Raw genomic sequence first — 16474 nt, 5'->3', positions numbered from 1 at the left:
GTCAATGATCCGTGATTGACAGTTAATTTGCCGATCGTGGGCCAAACGGACCTACCGGAATTTGCCCCTACCCCCGGCTATCCCGTGGCGGTCTCGGCAGCGAGCGCAGCGACGAACCGGTCGACCTCCTCCTCGGTGGTGTAGAGCGCGGGGCTGACCCGAATGCACTGCCCCCGGGCGATGCCGTCGCGGCGCACGGTCAGGACCCCGTGCTTGTCGCGCAGGGCCCCGACCAGGGCATTGTTGTCCTCGCGCGAGCCCTTGTTCCTGATCCGGAACGAGGTGATGCCGGCGGCAAGCCCCGGCTCGTCCGGCGTCAGCACCTCCACATTCGGCAACGCGCGCGCCTTTGCGACCCAGCGGTCGCGCAGATAGCGCAGGCGCGCGGCCTTGGCGGGCGTGCCAATGGCCTCGTGAACCCTGAGCGCCAGCGGCAGCGTCAGGATGGCGGCAAAGTTCGCGGTCCCGGTATGAACGCGGGTGCGGATGTCGTTCGGATCGAAGCTGCCATCGCCGTAGTGGCGGTCGATCGCATCCAGCCGGCCCCTGCGGATGTAGAGGAACCCGAGGCCGACCGGCGCCCCGATCCATTTGTGCAGATTGAAGCCGATGAAATCCACGCCGAGATCGGCGATGTCGAATTCGAGCTGTCCCCATGAATGGGCGGCATCGAGGATGACGTCGATGTTCTTCGCCCGCGCCATCGCGGCGATATCCTTCACCGGCATGATCAAGCCGGTGCGGTGGCTCACATGTGTCAGCAGGATCAGCTTGAGCCGGGGCGTCTCGGCGATGGCTTTCGCGTAGGCGTCGAGAATGGCCTGCTTGCTGGCAGGTTCCGGCACGGCGATCTTGAAGACGCCGACGCCGCGCCGATCCTTCAGCCACTCCATCGCGAACTGCATCGAATCGTAGTCGAGATCGGCGTAGAGAACGGCGTCGCCCGCCTGCAGGCGATTGTAGTTGACGATGAGGTCCTGCATCGCCTCGGTCGCGCCGCGGGTCAGGGCAATCTCGCTCTTGTCGACGCCCGCGGTGCGCGCCAGCGCGGCGACGACCGCGTCGCTGTCCGCACCGAATTTGGTGCGGGCATAGGCGGTGTTCTGCCTGTTGATCCTTTCGGTCTGGCGGATGTATTCGGCGAGCACCGGCTTCGCCATGACGCCCCAATAGCCGTTCTCGAGATTGGCCATGGTCCGGTCGACGTCATAGAGAGCGGCGATCTGGTCCCAGAACGCGCGATCCTGCGCGGCGTCAGCCCCTGTTCGCACGAACGGCGGGACGGCTGCTGCGTCGGTTTGTGCGCCGGCAGTGCCGGCCATCGCCAGCGTTGCGGCCGCGCCCAGCATGCCGCGCCGGGAAATATGTAAAGTCCGATCCATCACAGGCCCCCGTTTTCAGGCCCGCTTCGTCGCAAGCTGGAACGACAGCGTCATGACGGCCGCCGGCTTATCCGCAACGTGGATCAGCCCTGCCACCGGACAGGTACAGCCCGGTCCGGGAAATCTCTTGCAAAAGGGCCCGGATGCCGCTTCGCTCATCCCACGACAACAATCAAAAACGGACCCACCCATGCCCATCGTCAACCGCATCGCCGCCCTCTCCGACGAAATGGCCGCCTGGCGCCATGACTTCCACGAGAACCCGGAGCTGCTCTACGAAGTCCACCGCACCGCCGGCATCGTTGCTGACAAGCTCAAGGAGTTCGGCTGCGACGAGGTGGTGACGGGCATCGGCCGCACCGGCGTGGTCGGGGTGATCCGCGGCCGCAAGTCGGCCTCCGGCAAGACCATCGGCCTGCGTGCCGACATGGACGCCCTTCCGATCATGGAAACCTCGGGCGTGCCCTACGCCTCGAAGGTCCCCGGCAAGATGCACGCCTGCGGCCATGACGGCCACACCGCGATGCTGCTGGGCGCCGCCAAATATCTCGCCGAGACGCGCAATTTCGACGGCACCGCGGTCGTGATCTTCCAGCCCGCCGAAGAAGGCGGCGGCGGCGGCAAGGCCATGGTCGACGATGGCCTGATGACGCGCTGGAACATCCAGGAGGTCTACGGCATGCACAACATGCCCGGCCTGCCCGAAGGCCATTTCGCCACCACGCCCGGCGCGATGCTCGCCTCCTCCGACAACATCCAGATCATCGTTCACGGCAAGGGCGGCCACGCCGGCGCCGGTCCGCACAAATCGGTCGACAGCGTCCTGATCGGCTCGCAGATCGTCAATGCGCTGCAATCGATCGTCGCGCGCAACGTCGACCCGCTGAAATCCGCCGTCATCTCGATCACGCAATTCCACTCCGGCACCGCCTTCAACATCATCCCTGAACGAGCCGAGCTCGCCGGCACCGTGCGCACGCTCGACCCCGAGGTGCGCGACCTGGTCGAGCGCCGCATCGGCGAGGTGGCCGAGAGCGTCGCCCGCGCCTATGGCGGCTCGGCCGAGACCAAGTACACCCGGATGTATCCGGTGACGATGAACCATGCGCGCGAGGCCGGCCTTGCCGCCGACGTCGCCCGCGACATCGTCGGCACCGAGCGCGTCAACGACAAGTTCATCCCGATGATGGGCGCCGAGGACTTCTCGTTCATGCTGGAAGCGCGTCCGGGCGCGATGGTGCTGGTCGGCATGGGCGACGGCAACGAGTGCCACCACCCGGCCTATGTCTTCAACGACAACATCCTCGGCCACGGCGCCTCGTTCTGGGTGCGCATGATCGAGACGCGGATGCCGGCGGGTTAGAACTGCATTCGCTACTGCCGTAGCCCGGGTGAACAACACCCGGGACTACATTCCTGCAGAGGGGTTGCTTACGCGAAAACCCGCCATCAAGCCCCGGAGCGACGACCCGTGGGCTCCACCGCCTTCAATGGGCGAGACGCGGTCTCGTCTTGCGCGAGGGGCAAGGTGAACTGAAAGACGGCGCCCCGAGGCTCGTTTGCGCCGGCCCACATCCGGCCGCCGTGCACCTCGATGATCGAGCGGCAGATGGCAAGGCCCATCCCCATGCCTGTCGGCTTGGTGGTGTAGAAGGCGTCGAACAGGCACTCGACATTCTTCGGATCCAGTCCCGGACCGGAATCCCGCACGGTGACGTGCACGCCGCTCGATGTATCCCTGCCGGTGCTGATCAGCAACTCGCGCTCCCCCTCGCCGACAGCGGCCATCGCCTCGACCGCGTTGACAATCAGGTTGAGCAGCACTTGCTGAAGTTGAACCCGATCTGCCTGAATGGACGGCAAGCCTTCGGCAAGTTGCGTTTGCACCGAGACGCCGTTCTTGAGCGCTTCGCTCCGGGTCAGCGCGATGACCTCAAGCACCGCCTGGTTGACCTGCATGTCCTCCTTTTGCGGAGGCGCCTTCCTGATCAGCGCCCGGATCCGGCCGATAATATCGCCGGCTCGCATGCCGTCACCGGTGATCCATCCGAACGTCTGTCGAACCCGCGCCAGATTGGGCGGTTGAGCCTCCAGCCAGTTGAGCCCGGCCTCGGCGTTCGCCACGATCGCGGCGATCGGCTGGTTGACCTCATGGGCAATCGAAGCGGTGAGTTGCCCCATCGTGGTGACGCGATTGGCATGCGCGAGCTCCATCAAGGCTTCACGGTAGCGCCGCTCGTGTTCGCGGCCTTCGGCTTCGGCGCGCTTGAGAGGCGTCAGATCGAGGACAAAGCCGACCCCTTGATCCCCGCCCGCCCCAAACATCGTCCCACCGATCAGGACGGGCACACGGCTTCCGTCCTTCCGCACATATTCCTTCTCGAATGGGTGGGCCGTCCCGAGCCGTTTCAATTCCGCCACGGTTTGTACATCGCGGTCGCGCCATTCTGGCGGCGTGAGGTCGGTCCGATGCAGGCGCCCTGAGAGGAGATCGTCCCGGTCGTACCCAACGATGCGGAGGAATGCGTCATTGGCCTCGAGAATGCGTCCCTCGACTTCCCAGATGATGATACCGATGATGTTGGCATCGAACAGACGGCGGATCTTGATGTCTCGCGCTGCAAGATCACTCTGGAGCTGGATGTTCTCTTCCGTTGCCTGTCTCCGCCGTTTCGTTTCGATCCGCGCGAGCGCCAGCGCCGCTCCGGCCAGCGCAACGACGAGGGCAACGGCGCCGGCGATCAGCCGGGTCCAGCGTTGCTCGAATGCTTCGGCCCGCGCCTCCCGGCCAGCCAGCCGAAAGCGCTCGTGATCCACCATCTGGTCGATTTGCGAGCGGATCTCATCCATGCTGCGGATCATCGCCAGCGCGGCCAGCCCCGATTTGCCGGCCGTCTTCAGCAACTCGTCGATCTCGCGCAGCGTCGCTACGACGGTCAGTGCCAGATGTCCGGCCCGAAGGCCCTGCAACGGATCGTCCGCGACCAGCATCTGCAGCGCCTGGGCTTCCCGCCTTACGCTTTCGTCAGAGACGCCGTAGGCCTTGAGATAGGCAGGGTCGAGGGTCATGAGATACCCCCGCCTTTCAGTCTCCAGTTCCGCGACGATCGCCCGCAGCCGATCGAGCGTTTCGACGACCTCGCGGCTATGCGCGACGAAGTGATGAGTTGCCTGCCTCTCCTGCCAATATTGCAAGCCGAGGAAGCTAGTCGCGACAAACAGGCCTACGAGCACTGCGACCGCAAGGATCAGCGGACGCGCAAACCACCGCAAGGACAGGGCCGGAGCAGGGGCTGACATTTGCCTAGCGTCATGCTCGCGTGACCGGTGCGTCTTCTGGTGCCAGGGCCAGAGCATTGCTAGGATGATAGCATGGATAGGCCCGCATGGTGAGCCGGAAACCCGACTAGGTTACATCGGCTTCGGCTCCCGTAACTCGTCCGGCGAGGGCCACAATGTCGCAGCGTGCGGCCCCGCTCACGTGTCGTGAATGACTGCCTTGGTGAAGGAGCATTGGCATGGCGCAGGGTGAAAGCTCTCTCAACCGACAAACGCCGGCCAGCCGGCGCAGTTTCGTCCAGGGATTGAGCGCGGCGGGGGCGTTGCTACCGGCCCTTGGCGTGCTGCCGCGGCTGGGGTTTGCCCAAGATGCCGCCGCGATCCACGCCAACGCCGCGATCGACTGGAAGCAATTTTCCGGACAGACGATCGCGCTTTCGGGCGCGATCCATCCGTGGTCGAATGCGATCGCGCCGTTGTTGCCGGAGTTCACCATCCTCACCGGCATCAACGTCGCCATCGATTTCCAGCTGGAAACCACCTACCTCGGCGCGCTGCCGATCCGGCTCGCCCGCGGCAGCAGCACGCCCGACGTCTTCATGTTCACGACCTATGGCCAGGGCATCTCGAACGGATGGCTGGAGCCGTTGAACGGCTATTATTCCAACAGGTCGCTGACCGACCCGGCCTGGTATGACGAGAGCGACCTGCTCAAGACGGCCCGAGCCTTCCCCCTGTGGTCGGACGGCGAACGGTACGCCGTCCCGATTACCTCCGAGGCAATGACCCTGTTCATCAACGGGGATGCGCTGGCAGCCAAGGACCACCCGATTCCCCAGACTTTCGAAGACCTGCTTGTTACCGCCAGGGCGGTCAAGACCAACGCGATGTCCGGGATCGCGATGCGGGCCCAGGCTGGCGGCAATTCCTCGCCACCGGCCATGGGCTTCGTGTTCTCGTACGGTGGGGCCATGGTCGAGCACAACAAGGTCGTTTTCGCGAGCCCTGAGGCGATCGCGGCCGTCGAGATGTACGGACAACTGCTCAGTGAGGCCGGGCCTGCCGGCGTCGGCAGCTATGAATGGTACAACGTGCTGGACGACTTCCTGCAGGGGCGGACGGCCATGGCAATCGACAGCAGTAACTTCGCGACCGACATCTCCAATCCAGCGAAAAGCCGTGTCGCCAAGCAGGCCGGGTTTGCAACCTTCCCACATCTCGCCGGTCGCAGCCCCGTCCCCTTCATGTCGCACTGGCAGGCATGCATCAATTCCAAATCTCGAAACAAGCGGGCGTCCTTCCTGTTCCTGCTCTGGGCGACGAGCAAGGCGACCTCGCTGCGGACTGCTGCGGCGGGGCTGGCGACGACACGCGTGTCGGCCTGGTCGAGCGAGGGCTTCAAGAAGGCGTTCGGCTCGCAAGCCGCCGAGGCGGCACTGACTAACTTGCAGAATGCCGATGTCGATCGCGCCAAGGCGATCCTTTTCCATCCGCAATCGAGACCGATCCTCGACGCCTTCATGATCGGCGTCAATGAAGTGGTCAACGGTGCGAAATCGGCGAAGGCTGCGATGACGGCCGCAGCCGAAAGGGCCAATGCGGCGATCCGCGGGTAGCGGCGAGGCGCCGCCGGGCTACGCGCTGCTCATCCCTGATATTGCAGCACGTGCATGCCGGCGTTCCAGTCGGAGACGAACATCAGCCCGTCGGGCCTGACATAGGCGTCGCAGGTCTTGGCCGCGAGCCCGATATTCGGACGCGGATCGACGAGCTTCTTCGGCACCGGCGGCACCCAGTATGCGATCTCCTTCGGTGCGAAGGCGTCGTTGATGTCGAACACCCTGACGCCCGCGTTGTTGTAGGTCGCGAAGATCGTCTCCTCGCTCTGGAACGATCCCGGGCGGTTCTCGTGCAGATTATGCGGGCCGAAGGTGCCGCTCGTGCAGAAGTCGCGATCGCGCGGCGTCGGCAGCGTTGCGATCGGCACCGGATTTTCGGGCGCGCGCACGTCGAGCACGAAGGTGTGGAACAGGCCCTTGGCGCATTTTTCCGCATTGGCTTCGTCCGCGACGATCGCGAGCTGACGCTTCGGCAGCGGCAACGGCGTGTGCGTGCCGCCGGCGAAGGGCGGCGACCAGTTGATGTGCGACAGCAGTTTGGGATTGGCGGGATCGCTGATGTCGTGGATGGTGAAGCCGCCGTCGCGCCAGGCGGCATAGCCGCGATCGCCCGCCGTGATCATGTGATGGAGCGCAAAGCGCTTGCCCTTTGGCGTCGCCGCCTCGCCGGCCGCGCGGTTCATGCCGGGCAGCCACCATTTCGCGACGATCTCCGGCTTGGTGACGGTCTTGAGATCGACCACGCAGAGGATGTGGTCGGTGAAGCCGTCGAAATGCGCCGACACATAGGCGTAGCGGCCGCCGGGCCACCACAGCCGGTTGATGCCGAAGCCGGGCATTTCGAGGAAGGCGATCTCGCGCATCTCGCCCGGCTTCGAGATGTCGTGGATCGACAGGCCCGAGCGGAATTTCTTGGCCTTAGTGATGCTGTCGACCAGCGTGTTCTCGAAATAGCCGCGCATGTTGTCGTAGGACTGCATCGCGACGATGTTGGCGCCGTTAGCCAGCAGCAGCAGGTCGTCCGCCACCTGGAGATGGTGGGTGCGGGTGTATTGCCCCGCGGTGAAGAAATTGACCGGCTTCAGCGCGCGCGGATCGGACGCGTCCAGGATCGTCACGCCGTCGCTGAACATGTGCCCGACATAGACGTGCTGCCGGTTGAACATCACCTGCACGCTGTCGGGCCGGCCGCCGATGTCGCTGTAGGAAATGTGCTTGATGCCCTTGCCGATGCCCTCGGGCGGAATCTCGGCCTCGGCGGACACTGCGGGCCCGGACCAGCCGGACAATGCGGCGGCCCCCAGCACGCCCGACAATTGCTGAAGGTGGCGGCGGCGCGAGACTTGAGGCATCGGTTTCCCCCATTTTTTGAGGGAATGATGCGCGCTCACGCGGCGGCGTGCAAGCCTTCGCGCAGCTCTCAATTGCAGATTTCGGCCGGGATTTTGGCGGCGGGATTGGAAGGATGATTGGCCGTTCCGAGCCGGCATCCCTTGGCAATCGGTCTGCATCCGGCGGCGTTACAGATCATCTGCCCGCTTGCCTGGGGCGCAGTGGGTGCGGCCTCGCTCTGCTTCCGATCCTGATCGCGCCGCCGCGAATCCTCGCGCGCGACCGGTTTCTTCTCCTGGACCTTCTCGCATTCGTTGTCGTCGCCGACGCGGTAGCCAGCGCGGCACGTGATCTTGACGCATTGATCGCCGTCGGCCTTGAAGCCGAAATTGCAGACCAGCGGACAGACCCGCCCCGGCTTCGCCTTCAGCGCATCGAGCGCGTCGGTGCTGGCAAGCTTCGCGTCGAACTGGGTGCCCGCATATTTGTTGAACAGCGCCAGCGAGCGTTGCGAAGTGACGTTCCAGTCGCCATCGGCGGACGCGGACAGACAGCCGACGCGGCGCAACTCGCTCTGCACCGACTTTGTCAGCTCGGCCGCGGACAACGTGGATGCCGGCGCGGGCGAGAGGGCTGCAACCTTTTTCTCGACTTCAGGCATCTGGCGATCGGCCGCGGGCTTTGCGGTCTGCTCCGCCTTCTCGGCGGCCTGCCTGGCGGCAAGCTCGGCCTTGGCCTTCTCCGCCGCCTGCTTCTCGGCCAGCGCCTTCGCGGCTGCCGCCTCGGCCACCTTGCGCTGCTGCTCCGCAGCCTCCGCCCTCGCCTGCTCGATCTGCTTCTGCTTCTCGGCGGCGATCCGGGCCTCCTCGGCGGCCTTGGCCGCCGCAGCGGCCTTTTCCTGCTCGGCCTTCTGGGCGCGCTCGGCGATGAGCCTCGTCTTTTCCTGCTCGGCCGTCTTGGCCTTTTGCTCGGCGGATGCGCGGGTCTCTTCGGCAGCGATCTTGTTCAACTGCCCCTTGGCCAGATTGGCGTAGAAGCCATCCGGATAGGCCGCCAGAAATGCTTCCCAGGCGTCACGCGTCGCCAGCTGCAGCGCGAGCTCATAATCCCTGCGCACGGCTTCCTGCGGGTTCGCCTGCGGACCGGTGGGGGCTTGCTTCGCGACGAGGGGCACGTCGTCGCCGCCGAGCGAGCCGTAGACGTAGGGCTCCTGCTTGTATCCGGTCGTCTTGAGAACGTCGTCGCGCACGAAGCCGAAGGCCTTGCGCAGATCGAGGCCGGGCTTCGGCAGATGCTCGACCAGCGCGGTCGCGAACGGACTGTTTCTGGCATCGCCATCGGACGCGGTCGATCCTGCCTTCGCCGCGAAGGCGATCATGGTGTTCGGGCTGGTCGGCTCGACCTTGGCAAGACCCCGGCCGATCGCGCGCGAAGCCAGCGTGCGTTTCATCGTCTTGGCGAACGGATTGTCGCGGCAGGCATCCAGGATGATCAGGCGCAGCTGCTTGGCCGGTTCGACCGCGAACAGGGCCCGCTCGACCGGGATGGTCTCGTCGAGAACGTCGCCGTCCGTCTCCAGCGTGGCGTCGGTCGGAATGAGATAATTGTTGCCGTCGAGCTCGATGCCGTGGCCGGCGTAGTAGATCACCGCCATATCCGCATCGCGCGTCCTGCCGGCGAACTCGCGCAACATGCGCCGCATCTCGCTGGCGCTGAGATCGAGCCGGACGTCGACTGAATCGAAGCCGGCCTTCTTGAACATTCCGCCGACCAGCGTGGCGTCGTTCACGGGATTGCCGAGCTTGGGCGCGCTCTTATAGGCGGAATTGCCGATGATCAGCGCGACCCGCCGGTCAGCATGTGCCGGACCGCAAGCCAAACCCATCGCAAATATCAAAAAAACAAATAGCCGAAGCGGAATCACCTGCGTCCCCCCGGATGCAATTCCATGAGACTATTCGGAGCATTGCCTGATGCCAACTCTTCCCTATGTGACGATAGTCACACAAGGTTTGATGGATGATGCGGCGAAGCGTCACCCCGGACGGGAGCGAGCTTCGCCGCCCGCCCTCAGCTACGCATGCACCACCTCGTGCCGCATCACGAACGGTGCGAGCAGCGCATGCACCTCGCCCGCAACGACGTCGCGCTGCGCCGCCGGCACGCCCGCCAGCGTCACGGTGGCGATCGAGCCGTGGCTGCCGTGGGCTCCGACCTTGACCCTGCAGTCGATACCGCGCTCGGTCAGCGGCGCCAGCACCTTGCTGAACACGCGCTGCGCCGCGTCCCAGCGCAGCTGCGGCTTGAACACCTTGCCGACTCCGGTCACCGGCATCGGATCGATCGGGATGACCTGCACCGGCACGGCGGCGCGCTCCGGCGTGCGCTCGCGAACCCAGGATTCGAGCTCGCCAGGCTCCACGGTCGCGCCGGGCTTCAACTGCACATAGCCGACCGGCAACTCGCCGGCATAGGCGTCGGGCTGGCCGACCACGGCGGCGAAGCCGACCGCTGGATGGCGGAACATGATCTCCTCGATCGGCGCCGGATCGATGTTGTGGCCGCCGCGGATCACGAGATCCTTGGCGCGGCCGGTGATCCAGAGATACCCGTCGGCATCGAGCCGGCCGAGATCGCCGGAATTGACCCAGACATCGTCGACGAAGGCGCCCCTGTTGTGCTCGTCGTTGAGATAGCCGCTGAACACGCCGGGCCCGGCCATGATGACGACACCGATCTCATCAGGCGCGCAGTCGCAGATCAGGCGGCCGTCGGCATCGAGCTGCACGATGCGCACGCGCGCATAGGGCATGGGAAGGCCGACCGAGCCGAGCCGGATCGGCCGCGAGGGATAAGCGAGCGTGTGCACGCTCGAGGTCTCGGTCATGCCGTAGACCTCGACCACCGGCAGCTTCAGCTTCTCCTGGATCGCAGAGCCCACCGCGACGGGGATCGCCGAACCGCCACCGGCTGCGTATTTGAGACTGGAGATGTCAGCGTTGCCCGGCGGCACCGCGAGCGTCGCGGCCAGCACCGTCGGCACGCTCGACAGCGCCTCCGGTTTGAAGCGCTCCACCAATCCCCAGATGTTCTTCACCGAGTTCGGATTGCGCCAGCCGCTCGGCGACAACACGACCAGCGAGCCGCCGCTCGACAGCGTCAGCAGCACCTGCGTCAGTGATCCGCCGACGTGAAACAGCGGCATGCCGAACAGCAAATTGGAGCCCGGCTTCGACTTCAGCAGCAGATTGAGCGCCCAGGCCTGATAGACCTGGTTGGCATGGGTGTGCCGCACCAGCTTTGGCGTGCCGGTGGTGCCGCCTGTGTGAAAATAGGCGGCGACGTCGCTGCCCGAAATCTTGCGCCCGCTGATAAGCCGGTCCGCCGGCTGCTGCTTGATCAGGTCGTTGAACGCAAAGATGCCCTTGTCCGGATCGCCGCCGCCGAACACCTGCACGATCGCCTTGAGGTGCTTCAGCTGCGGCCGGATCTGCTCGACCTTCTGCCAGATGTCCGTGCCCGGCATCGGCCCGAGCGCCACCAGCACTTTCGTGTTCGCAGCTTCCAGAATTTCCGCGATCTGATGCGGCTCCAGCAGCGGGTTGACGGGATTGGCGATGCCGGCGGCCTCCGCGCCCAACAGCGTCACGAAGGCATCTGGCACCAGCGGTAACATGAAGCTGACGACGTCGCCCTTCTCCACGCCGAGCGCGTGAAACATGTTGGCGGCCTGCGTCACGCGCGCGAGCAGGTCGCGATAGGTGACCACGAGCGGCGTGTCGGCAGGATCTGCGTTTTGCAGGAACTGGATCGCGGCACCGTCGGGGTTGCGTGCAGCACCGAGCTTGATGGCGTCATACGTGCTCTCGGCCGCAACGCGGTCCGCGTAAGGGACCTGCTCGAAGGCACGAACCTCCGCGTCCGTCGAAAGCTCCGGATAGTCGTCGCCGATCAGCCGATCGAGCGCGTGGATGCCCGCCATGGAATTCCGTCCTCCCTCTGTTCATTGCCCCGCCCCCTGTCTTTTGACATTTGGTTCGGACGAGGCCTCGGCCGATGGCCGGCCGAGCCGGGCCACAATGATGGATGATTTGGCGTTCGTCCATTGTCTCGCCGCGCCCGCGATCAGGTTCGCTTCACGCGGCCTTTGAACCTCCGCGCCCGATCCGGGGACCAAGAACTGCCATCAGATTCTCTGGCCAGCGTCCTGCCGCAAGACTTGGGGTGACCATGACCACGCGCTCGCGAAACCGCATCACGAAGCTGATCCTCGCGCTCGCCATGGCTTCGGCGATTGCGGCGCCGGCAGTCACCCTGCCCCAGGCTGCGCTCGCTGCGGACAGCCAGCTCGACAAGATGCGCGCCAAGATCACGGCCGTCATCGGCGACAAGATGGAGAAGCTGGGCGGCTCGCGCATCGTCTACAAGGTGGACGCCGACGGCCTGCGCGAGAGCGCCGTCACGGATTTGCGCGACGAGGTCTACAAGACCCTGCGCGAGGGCAAGATCGCTTTCTCCGGTCTTGCGATCCGCGACGGCGGCGTCGAGGTGAAGATCGCGGACGCCAAGGGCCGCGAAGAGCTGAAGCGCAAGCTCGCGTCCGCCGCTGAAGGCCTGCCATCGCATGCCCTCGCCGTGACCGACGGCGGCGACGGTCTCCTCAAGCTCAAGCCGACCGATGCGGCATTGGCCGCGGGACTGCACGATCTCGTCGATGATTCCATCGCCATGATCGAGCAGCGCCTCAAGGACGCCGGCATCAATCTCGCCAGCGTCCAGCCCGACGGGACCGATCGCATCCGCATCTTCCTGCCGGGCATGATGGAGCCCGAGCGCGTCACCGCGATCTTCGCCACGAAGGTGAAGGTCAGCTTCCGCCTGGTCGATCTCTCGATGCCGGCGGAGCAGACCCAATCGGGCACGCCGCCTGCGGGCAGCGAGGTCCTGCTCGGCTTCAAGGACAAGCGCCCCTATCTGGTCGCCAGGGACAGCGCGCTTGACGGCGACGACATCAGCTATGCCGGGCCGGCGATGTCGAGCAGCACGAATGAACCGATTGTCTCGTTCCGCTTCAACGGTCGCGGTACGCGCCGCTTCGCCCACATTACCGAAGAAAACATCGGCAAGCCCTTCGCCATCGTGCTCGACGGCAAGGTGATCTCGGCTCCCGTGATCCGCGAGCCCATCACCGGCGGCTCCGGCCAGATCTCCGGGAATTTTACCCTGGAAGAGGCGAACAGCGTCGCCATGATGGTGCGCGCCGGTGCGCTGCCGGGCCACCTTGGCCTGGTCGACCAGCAGGTCGTGCAGCCCGCCGCCAAGCCCTGAGGCCGCCCCTCCACCGAACGCCCCCTTCGGGTCCGCGGGGCCTTCCGCGGCTGCAGGCAACACGGGCGCCCCGGGGGCGAATCACCCGGGCGCGGCGGCCATACGCACAACCAACGGGCAATTGCCGAAACGCCCGATCAGGCTAAAATTTGCCTCTTGCGGCATGACGGCCAAAGGCTTCATTTCAAGCGGTCGTCATTCGATTTCCGCTATACGAGTACCCAAGGACTGAAGGCCTTACGCGGGGTTAGTACCATGCTGTCCGGCAGCGCAGACACGTCGTCCATCCTCGACCGCATCCTCGATGCGGCGACGGACAATCTCAGGATTGCGAAGATCCTGGTCCAGATGGGCCTCGATCCCAACAACGTGACCTGGGACGGGATCTTCAACCGGATGCTGGAGATCTTCATCCACAACATCACCCTCGCCAATCTGTTCGCCGCGGTCGGCGCCGGTTTCTTCGTCGCCACCCTGCTGATGCGGACCATGGTGCCCCTGCGCGTCGCCAACATGGTCGGCTGCGCCTTCTTCGCCGTGTTCGGCGCGCTCACCGCCAACGTCTCGACGTTCCTGCTCTATCTGCTGCTGCTTCCGATCAACGCGCTTCGGCTGCGGCAGATGCTCAAGCTGGTCAAGAAGGCGCGCCATGCGGCCGAAGGCGACATGTCGATCGAGTGGCTCAAGCCGTTCATGACCGAGCGGAAATATCGCCACGGCGACACGCTGTTCAAGCTGGGCGATCCCGCCAAGGAGATGCTGCTCACGGTCACCGGCAAGTTCCTGGTCAAGGAGATCAACGTCGAGATCGGGCCCGGAGCGCTGATGGGCGAGCTGGGCTTCCTGACGCCCGACAACCGGCGCACCGGAACGATCGAATGCATCGAGGACGGCCAGGTGCTGACGATCACCTATGACCGCCTGCTCGAGATCTACTTCCAGGACCCGCAGTTCGGCTATTACTTCCTGGTGCTGACCAGCCAGCGCCTGCTGCAGAACATCGATCGCCTGCAGAAGCAGCTGGCGACCGCGCGGGCGCCGACCACCAACAGGATCGCGTAACGCCCGCTCAGCTCAGCAGCAGCGCCATGCCGGGATCGCCCTTCTCCATCGCCCGCCGGTAGGCGGGGCGCGCAGCGATGCGGGCGAGATATCTGACCACGTTCGGACAGCGCTGGACATCATAGGGCTGGAAGTAGCGCATCGTGGTGAGCGAGAAGCCGATCATGATGTCGGCGGTGGTGAAGGTCTTGCCCGCGAGATATTCGGCGTCACGAACGCGCGCGTCCACCAGTTCGAAGGCGCGGTCGACGCGCCCTCTGGTCGCGACCAGCATCGGATTGTCCTCGGCAAGCTTGAGCCGGTTCAGGATCATCAGCCGGCCCATGCCGGCCTGCAGCGTGCCGTTTGCGAAGTGAAACCAGTACAGGAACTGTGCGAAGTCGGCATCGTCGGGGCGGAGCGCGAGACGGCCATTGCCGTATTTCGCCATGATGTAGTCGACGATGGCGCCGGACTCGGCCAGCACGAGATCACCGTCCGTGATGACAGGCGCCGCCCCGATCGGATGCAGCGCCTTGTAGTCGGGCGGCGCCAGCATGGTCGTGACATCGCGCGCGTAACGCTTCAGCTCGTACGGAATTTCGAGCTCCTCGCAGAGCCAGACGATGCGCTCGGACTGCGACTTGCCGAGATGATGGACCGTGAGCATGACGCCTCCCTGCGGATCAATTGACGCGCTATCCTAACCCGTCATTGCGAGCGCAGCGAAGCAATCCAGACCGGTACCCGCGGAAAGATTCTGGATTGCTTCGCTGCGCTCGCAATGACGGCGCGGAGAGAGCGTTCCACACCCTCCCCTCGTGCCCCGGACGCAACGCAGCGCTTCTTCAGCGATGCGCTGCAGAGCCGGGGCCCATGCCGCCGAGACCATACCCTGTGGTGTGGGTCCCGGCTCTGCGCAGCAGCGTTGCACGCTGCTGCGCGTCCGGGACACGAGAGTGAGCCTACCCCACCTCGTCCGTCACCATCCGAGCCACGACGCGATCGCGGCGGATGAAGTGGTGCCAGAGGGCGGCGACGACGTGAACCGCGATCAAGGCGAGCAGCACATAGGCAAAAAGGATGTGGCGGTCCTCATAGGCATTCGCCGCCGCGCGGTCGGGAGAGGTGAATTGCGGCACGTGAAACAGGCCGAAGAAATCCGAATAGTCGGGCGTGTGCGCGCCGGAATGCGCCCAGCCGAGCATGATGACGACGATCACGGCGAGATAGAGCGCGCCATGGCTGACGCGGGCCGCGATCTTCTGCCAGCGCGAGGCCTCGGCCGGCTGCGCCGGTATCGGGTTGACGAGGCGCCAGACCAGCCGCAGCACGGTGAGCAGCAGGATCAGATAGCCGATATCGGCGTGGATCGAGCGATAGAAGAAGCGGTCGGGACGTGCCGGCATATGGTTCATCCACCAGCCGAAAGCGATCATGCCGATGATGGCCAGCGCCAGGCCCCAATGCAGCCACCGGGAGACGCTGCCCCAGCCGGCGCTCGTATTTCTGATCATGTCGGATCCCCGGAATTTTGCGGATATTTCGCCGTCCGCGGCGCGGATATCGCTGTCTGATAGCGGGACAATGCGGTAATCGCGAAATTGAATCGTTCCAAATAGGCTGGGACCCGCCCTCGCCGCAAAACCGCCCCAAAAACCGAATGGTAACCATGACGGGCTAGGGTAACGACGTGACCAATTCCTCGACGATCCTGGTGTTCGATTCCGGCCTTGGCGGGCTCACGGTGCTGCGCGAGGTCGTGGCCGCGCGCCCGGACGCGCATTACGTCTACGTCGCCGACGACGCCTTCTTCCCCTACGGCCACCACAGCGAGGACGAGATCATCGCCCGCGTCGTGCCGCTGATGGGTGAGCTGATCGGCGCGCATGATCCGGACCTCGTCGTCATCGCCTGCAACACGGCGTCCACCCTTGTCCTATCGCACCTGCGTGCCGCTTATTCCCTGCCCTTCGTCGGCACGGTGCCGGCGATCAAGCCGGCCTGCGCCCAGTCGAAGACGCGCCGTGTCTCGGTGCTCGGCACCAAGGGCACGGTGAAGCGCGAATACACCAAGGCGCTGATCCGCGATTTCGCGCAAGGCTGCGAGGTGACGCTGGTCGGCTCGCCCGAGCTTGCCTCGCTCGCCGAAGCCGAGCTGAGTGGCACGTCCGTCAGCGACGACGCCATCCGCGCCGAGCTTGCTCCCTGCTTCGTCGGCGAGGCGGCGGGCGCGCGCACCGACACGGTGGTGCTCGCCTGCACGCATTATCCCCTGCTGCTCGACCGCCTGAAGAAGCTCGCGCCCTGGCCGGTCGACTGGATCGACCCGGCGCCCGCGATCGCCCGCCGCGTGTCCGACCTGCTCGGCGCGCGCAGCACCGGCATCGTGCAATCCGGCGCGGAGATGATCTTCACGTCGAACCGCGTGCATGGCCTCAGTGCCACGCTGACGCCGTTCTTCGGCGGGCGTGCAGTCGCCTGACTTTTCGG

The 16474-nt window shown here is 65.1% G+C and carries 11 protein-coding genes and 2 pseudogenes; 5 read left to right on the top strand and 8 right to left on the bottom strand.

What is annotated here, in order from left to right:
* Positions 1-77: 77 nt before the first annotated feature.
* The gene (locus tag JQ617_RS00780; protein WP_212023649.1) at positions 78-1382 is read right to left on the bottom strand and encodes an aminotransferase class V-fold PLP-dependent enzyme; all 1305 of its coding nucleotides are present in this window, start codon (positions 1380-1382) and stop codon (positions 78-80) included.
* Positions 1383-1572: 190 nt separating this feature from the next.
* Between JQ617_RS00780 and JQ617_RS00775 the strand changes: the two genes are divergently transcribed.
* Positions 1573-2745 carry a M20 aminoacylase family protein gene (locus tag JQ617_RS00775; protein WP_212023647.1) on the top strand — a complete coding sequence of 391 codons (1173 nt, stop codon included), beginning with the start codon at positions 1573-1575 and terminating at the stop codon, positions 2743-2745.
* 86 nt (positions 2746-2831) lie between these two features.
* On the opposite strand, the pseudogene JQ617_RS00770 reads toward JQ617_RS00775, so the two are convergent.
* Positions 2832-4124 (bottom strand): annotated as a pseudogene (locus JQ617_RS00770) (sensor histidine kinase); the annotation flags it as partial.
* A 96-nt stretch (positions 4125-4220) separates the two neighbouring features.
* A pseudogene (locus tag JQ617_RS40410) lies at positions 4221-4682 on the bottom strand (CHASE3 domain-containing protein); the annotation flags it as partial.
* A 218-nt stretch (positions 4683-4900) separates the two neighbouring features.
* Between JQ617_RS40410 and JQ617_RS00765 the strand changes: the two are divergent.
* A complete protein-coding gene (locus JQ617_RS00765; protein WP_212023643.1) occupies positions 4901-6277 on the top strand; it encodes an ABC transporter substrate-binding protein in 1377 nt (458 codons plus the stop codon).
* Positions 6278-6306: 29 nt separating this feature from the next.
* On the opposite strand, the gene JQ617_RS00760 is transcribed toward JQ617_RS00765, so the two are convergent.
* The 3 genes from JQ617_RS00760 to JQ617_RS00750 form a co-directional block, all read right to left on the bottom strand.
* Positions 6307-7632 carry an LVIVD repeat-containing protein gene (locus JQ617_RS00760; RefSeq protein ID WP_212023642.1) on the bottom strand — a complete coding sequence of 442 codons (1326 nt, stop codon included), beginning with the start codon at positions 7630-7632 and terminating at the stop codon, positions 6307-6309.
* Positions 7633-7700: 68 nt separating this feature from the next.
* Positions 7701-9497, bottom strand: coding sequence for a caspase family protein (locus JQ617_RS00755; protein WP_212023641.1), 1797 nt, complete (start codon positions 9495-9497; stop codon positions 7701-7703).
* A gap of 189 nt (positions 9498-9686) precedes the next feature.
* The gene (locus JQ617_RS00750; RefSeq protein WP_212023639.1) at positions 9687-11594 is read right to left on the bottom strand and encodes an acyl-CoA synthetase; all 1908 of its coding nucleotides are present in this window, start codon (positions 11592-11594) and stop codon (positions 9687-9689) included.
* 248 nt (positions 11595-11842) lie between these two features.
* Between JQ617_RS00750 and JQ617_RS00745 the strand changes: the two genes are divergently transcribed.
* Positions 11843-12940 (top strand): SecDF P1 head subdomain-containing protein, encoded by a 1098-nt coding sequence (locus tag JQ617_RS00745; protein WP_212023637.1) that lies wholly within the window; start codon positions 11843-11845, stop codon positions 12938-12940.
* A gap of 255 nt (positions 12941-13195) precedes the next feature.
* Positions 13196-14002, top strand: a complete 807-nt coding sequence (locus JQ617_RS00740; RefSeq protein WP_212023635.1) for a Crp/Fnr family transcriptional regulator — start codon at positions 13196-13198, stop codon at positions 14000-14002.
* Between the two features lie 7 nt (positions 14003-14009).
* Here the strand turns inward: JQ617_RS00740 and JQ617_RS00735 are convergent, their stop codons facing one another.
* Positions 14010-14651, bottom strand: coding sequence for a glutathione S-transferase family protein (locus tag JQ617_RS00735; protein WP_212023633.1), 642 nt, complete (start codon positions 14649-14651; stop codon positions 14010-14012).
* A gap of 295 nt (positions 14652-14946) precedes the next feature.
* On the bottom strand, positions 14947-15498 hold the full coding sequence (locus JQ617_RS00730) for a cytochrome b (protein ID WP_212023631.1): 552 nt from the start codon (positions 15496-15498) through the stop codon (positions 14947-14949).
* Positions 15499-15674: 176 nt separating this feature from the next.
* Between JQ617_RS00730 and murI the strand changes: the two genes are divergently transcribed.
* Positions 15675-16466, top strand: a complete 792-nt coding sequence (gene murI / locus JQ617_RS00725; RefSeq protein WP_212023629.1) for a glutamate racemase — start codon at positions 15675-15677, stop codon at positions 16464-16466.
* Positions 16467-16474: the final 8 nt, after the last annotated feature.

This window comes from Bradyrhizobium sp. KB893862 SZCCT0404 (genome assembly GCF_018130885.1).
GTDB lineage: Bacteria > Pseudomonadota > Alphaproteobacteria > Rhizobiales > Xanthobacteraceae > Bradyrhizobium > Bradyrhizobium stylosanthis.
This window is presented reverse-complemented; position numbering and strand designations above follow the sequence as displayed.

Excerpts from the sequence above, each read along its gene's own strand:
- JQ617_RS00750 (WP_212023639.1), bottom strand. The coding sequence starts at position 11,594 with ATGGCGGGCATCCACGCGCTCGATCGGCTGATCGGCGACGACTATCCG.
- JQ617_RS00735 (WP_212023633.1), bottom strand. The coding sequence starts at position 14,651 with ATGCTCACGGTCCATCATCTCGGCAAGTCGCAGTCCGAGCGCATCGTC.
- JQ617_RS00730 (WP_212023631.1), bottom strand. The coding sequence starts at position 15,498 with ATGATCAGAAATACGAGCGCCGGCTGGGGCAGCGTCTCCCGGTGGCTG.
- JQ617_RS00755 (WP_212023641.1), bottom strand. The coding sequence starts at position 9,497 with ATGGGTTTGGCTTGCGGTCCGGCACATGCTGACCGGCGGGTCGCGCTG.
- JQ617_RS00765 (WP_212023643.1), top strand. The coding sequence starts at position 4,901 with ATGGCGCAGGGTGAAAGCTCTCTCAACCGACAAACGCCGGCCAGCCGG.
- JQ617_RS00740 (WP_212023635.1), top strand. The coding sequence starts at position 13,196 with ATGCTGTCCGGCAGCGCAGACACGTCGTCCATCCTCGACCGCATCCTC.
- JQ617_RS00780 (WP_212023649.1), bottom strand. The coding sequence starts at position 1,382 with ATGGATCGGACTTTACATATTTCCCGGCGCGGCATGCTGGGCGCGGCC.
- JQ617_RS00760 (WP_212023642.1), bottom strand. The coding sequence starts at position 7,632 with ATGCCTCAAGTCTCGCGCCGCCGCCACCTTCAGCAATTGTCGGGCGTG.
- JQ617_RS00745 (WP_212023637.1), top strand. The coding sequence starts at position 11,843 with ATGACCACGCGCTCGCGAAACCGCATCACGAAGCTGATCCTCGCGCTC.
- JQ617_RS00775 (WP_212023647.1), top strand. The coding sequence starts at position 1,573 with ATGCCCATCGTCAACCGCATCGCCGCCCTCTCCGACGAAATGGCCGCC.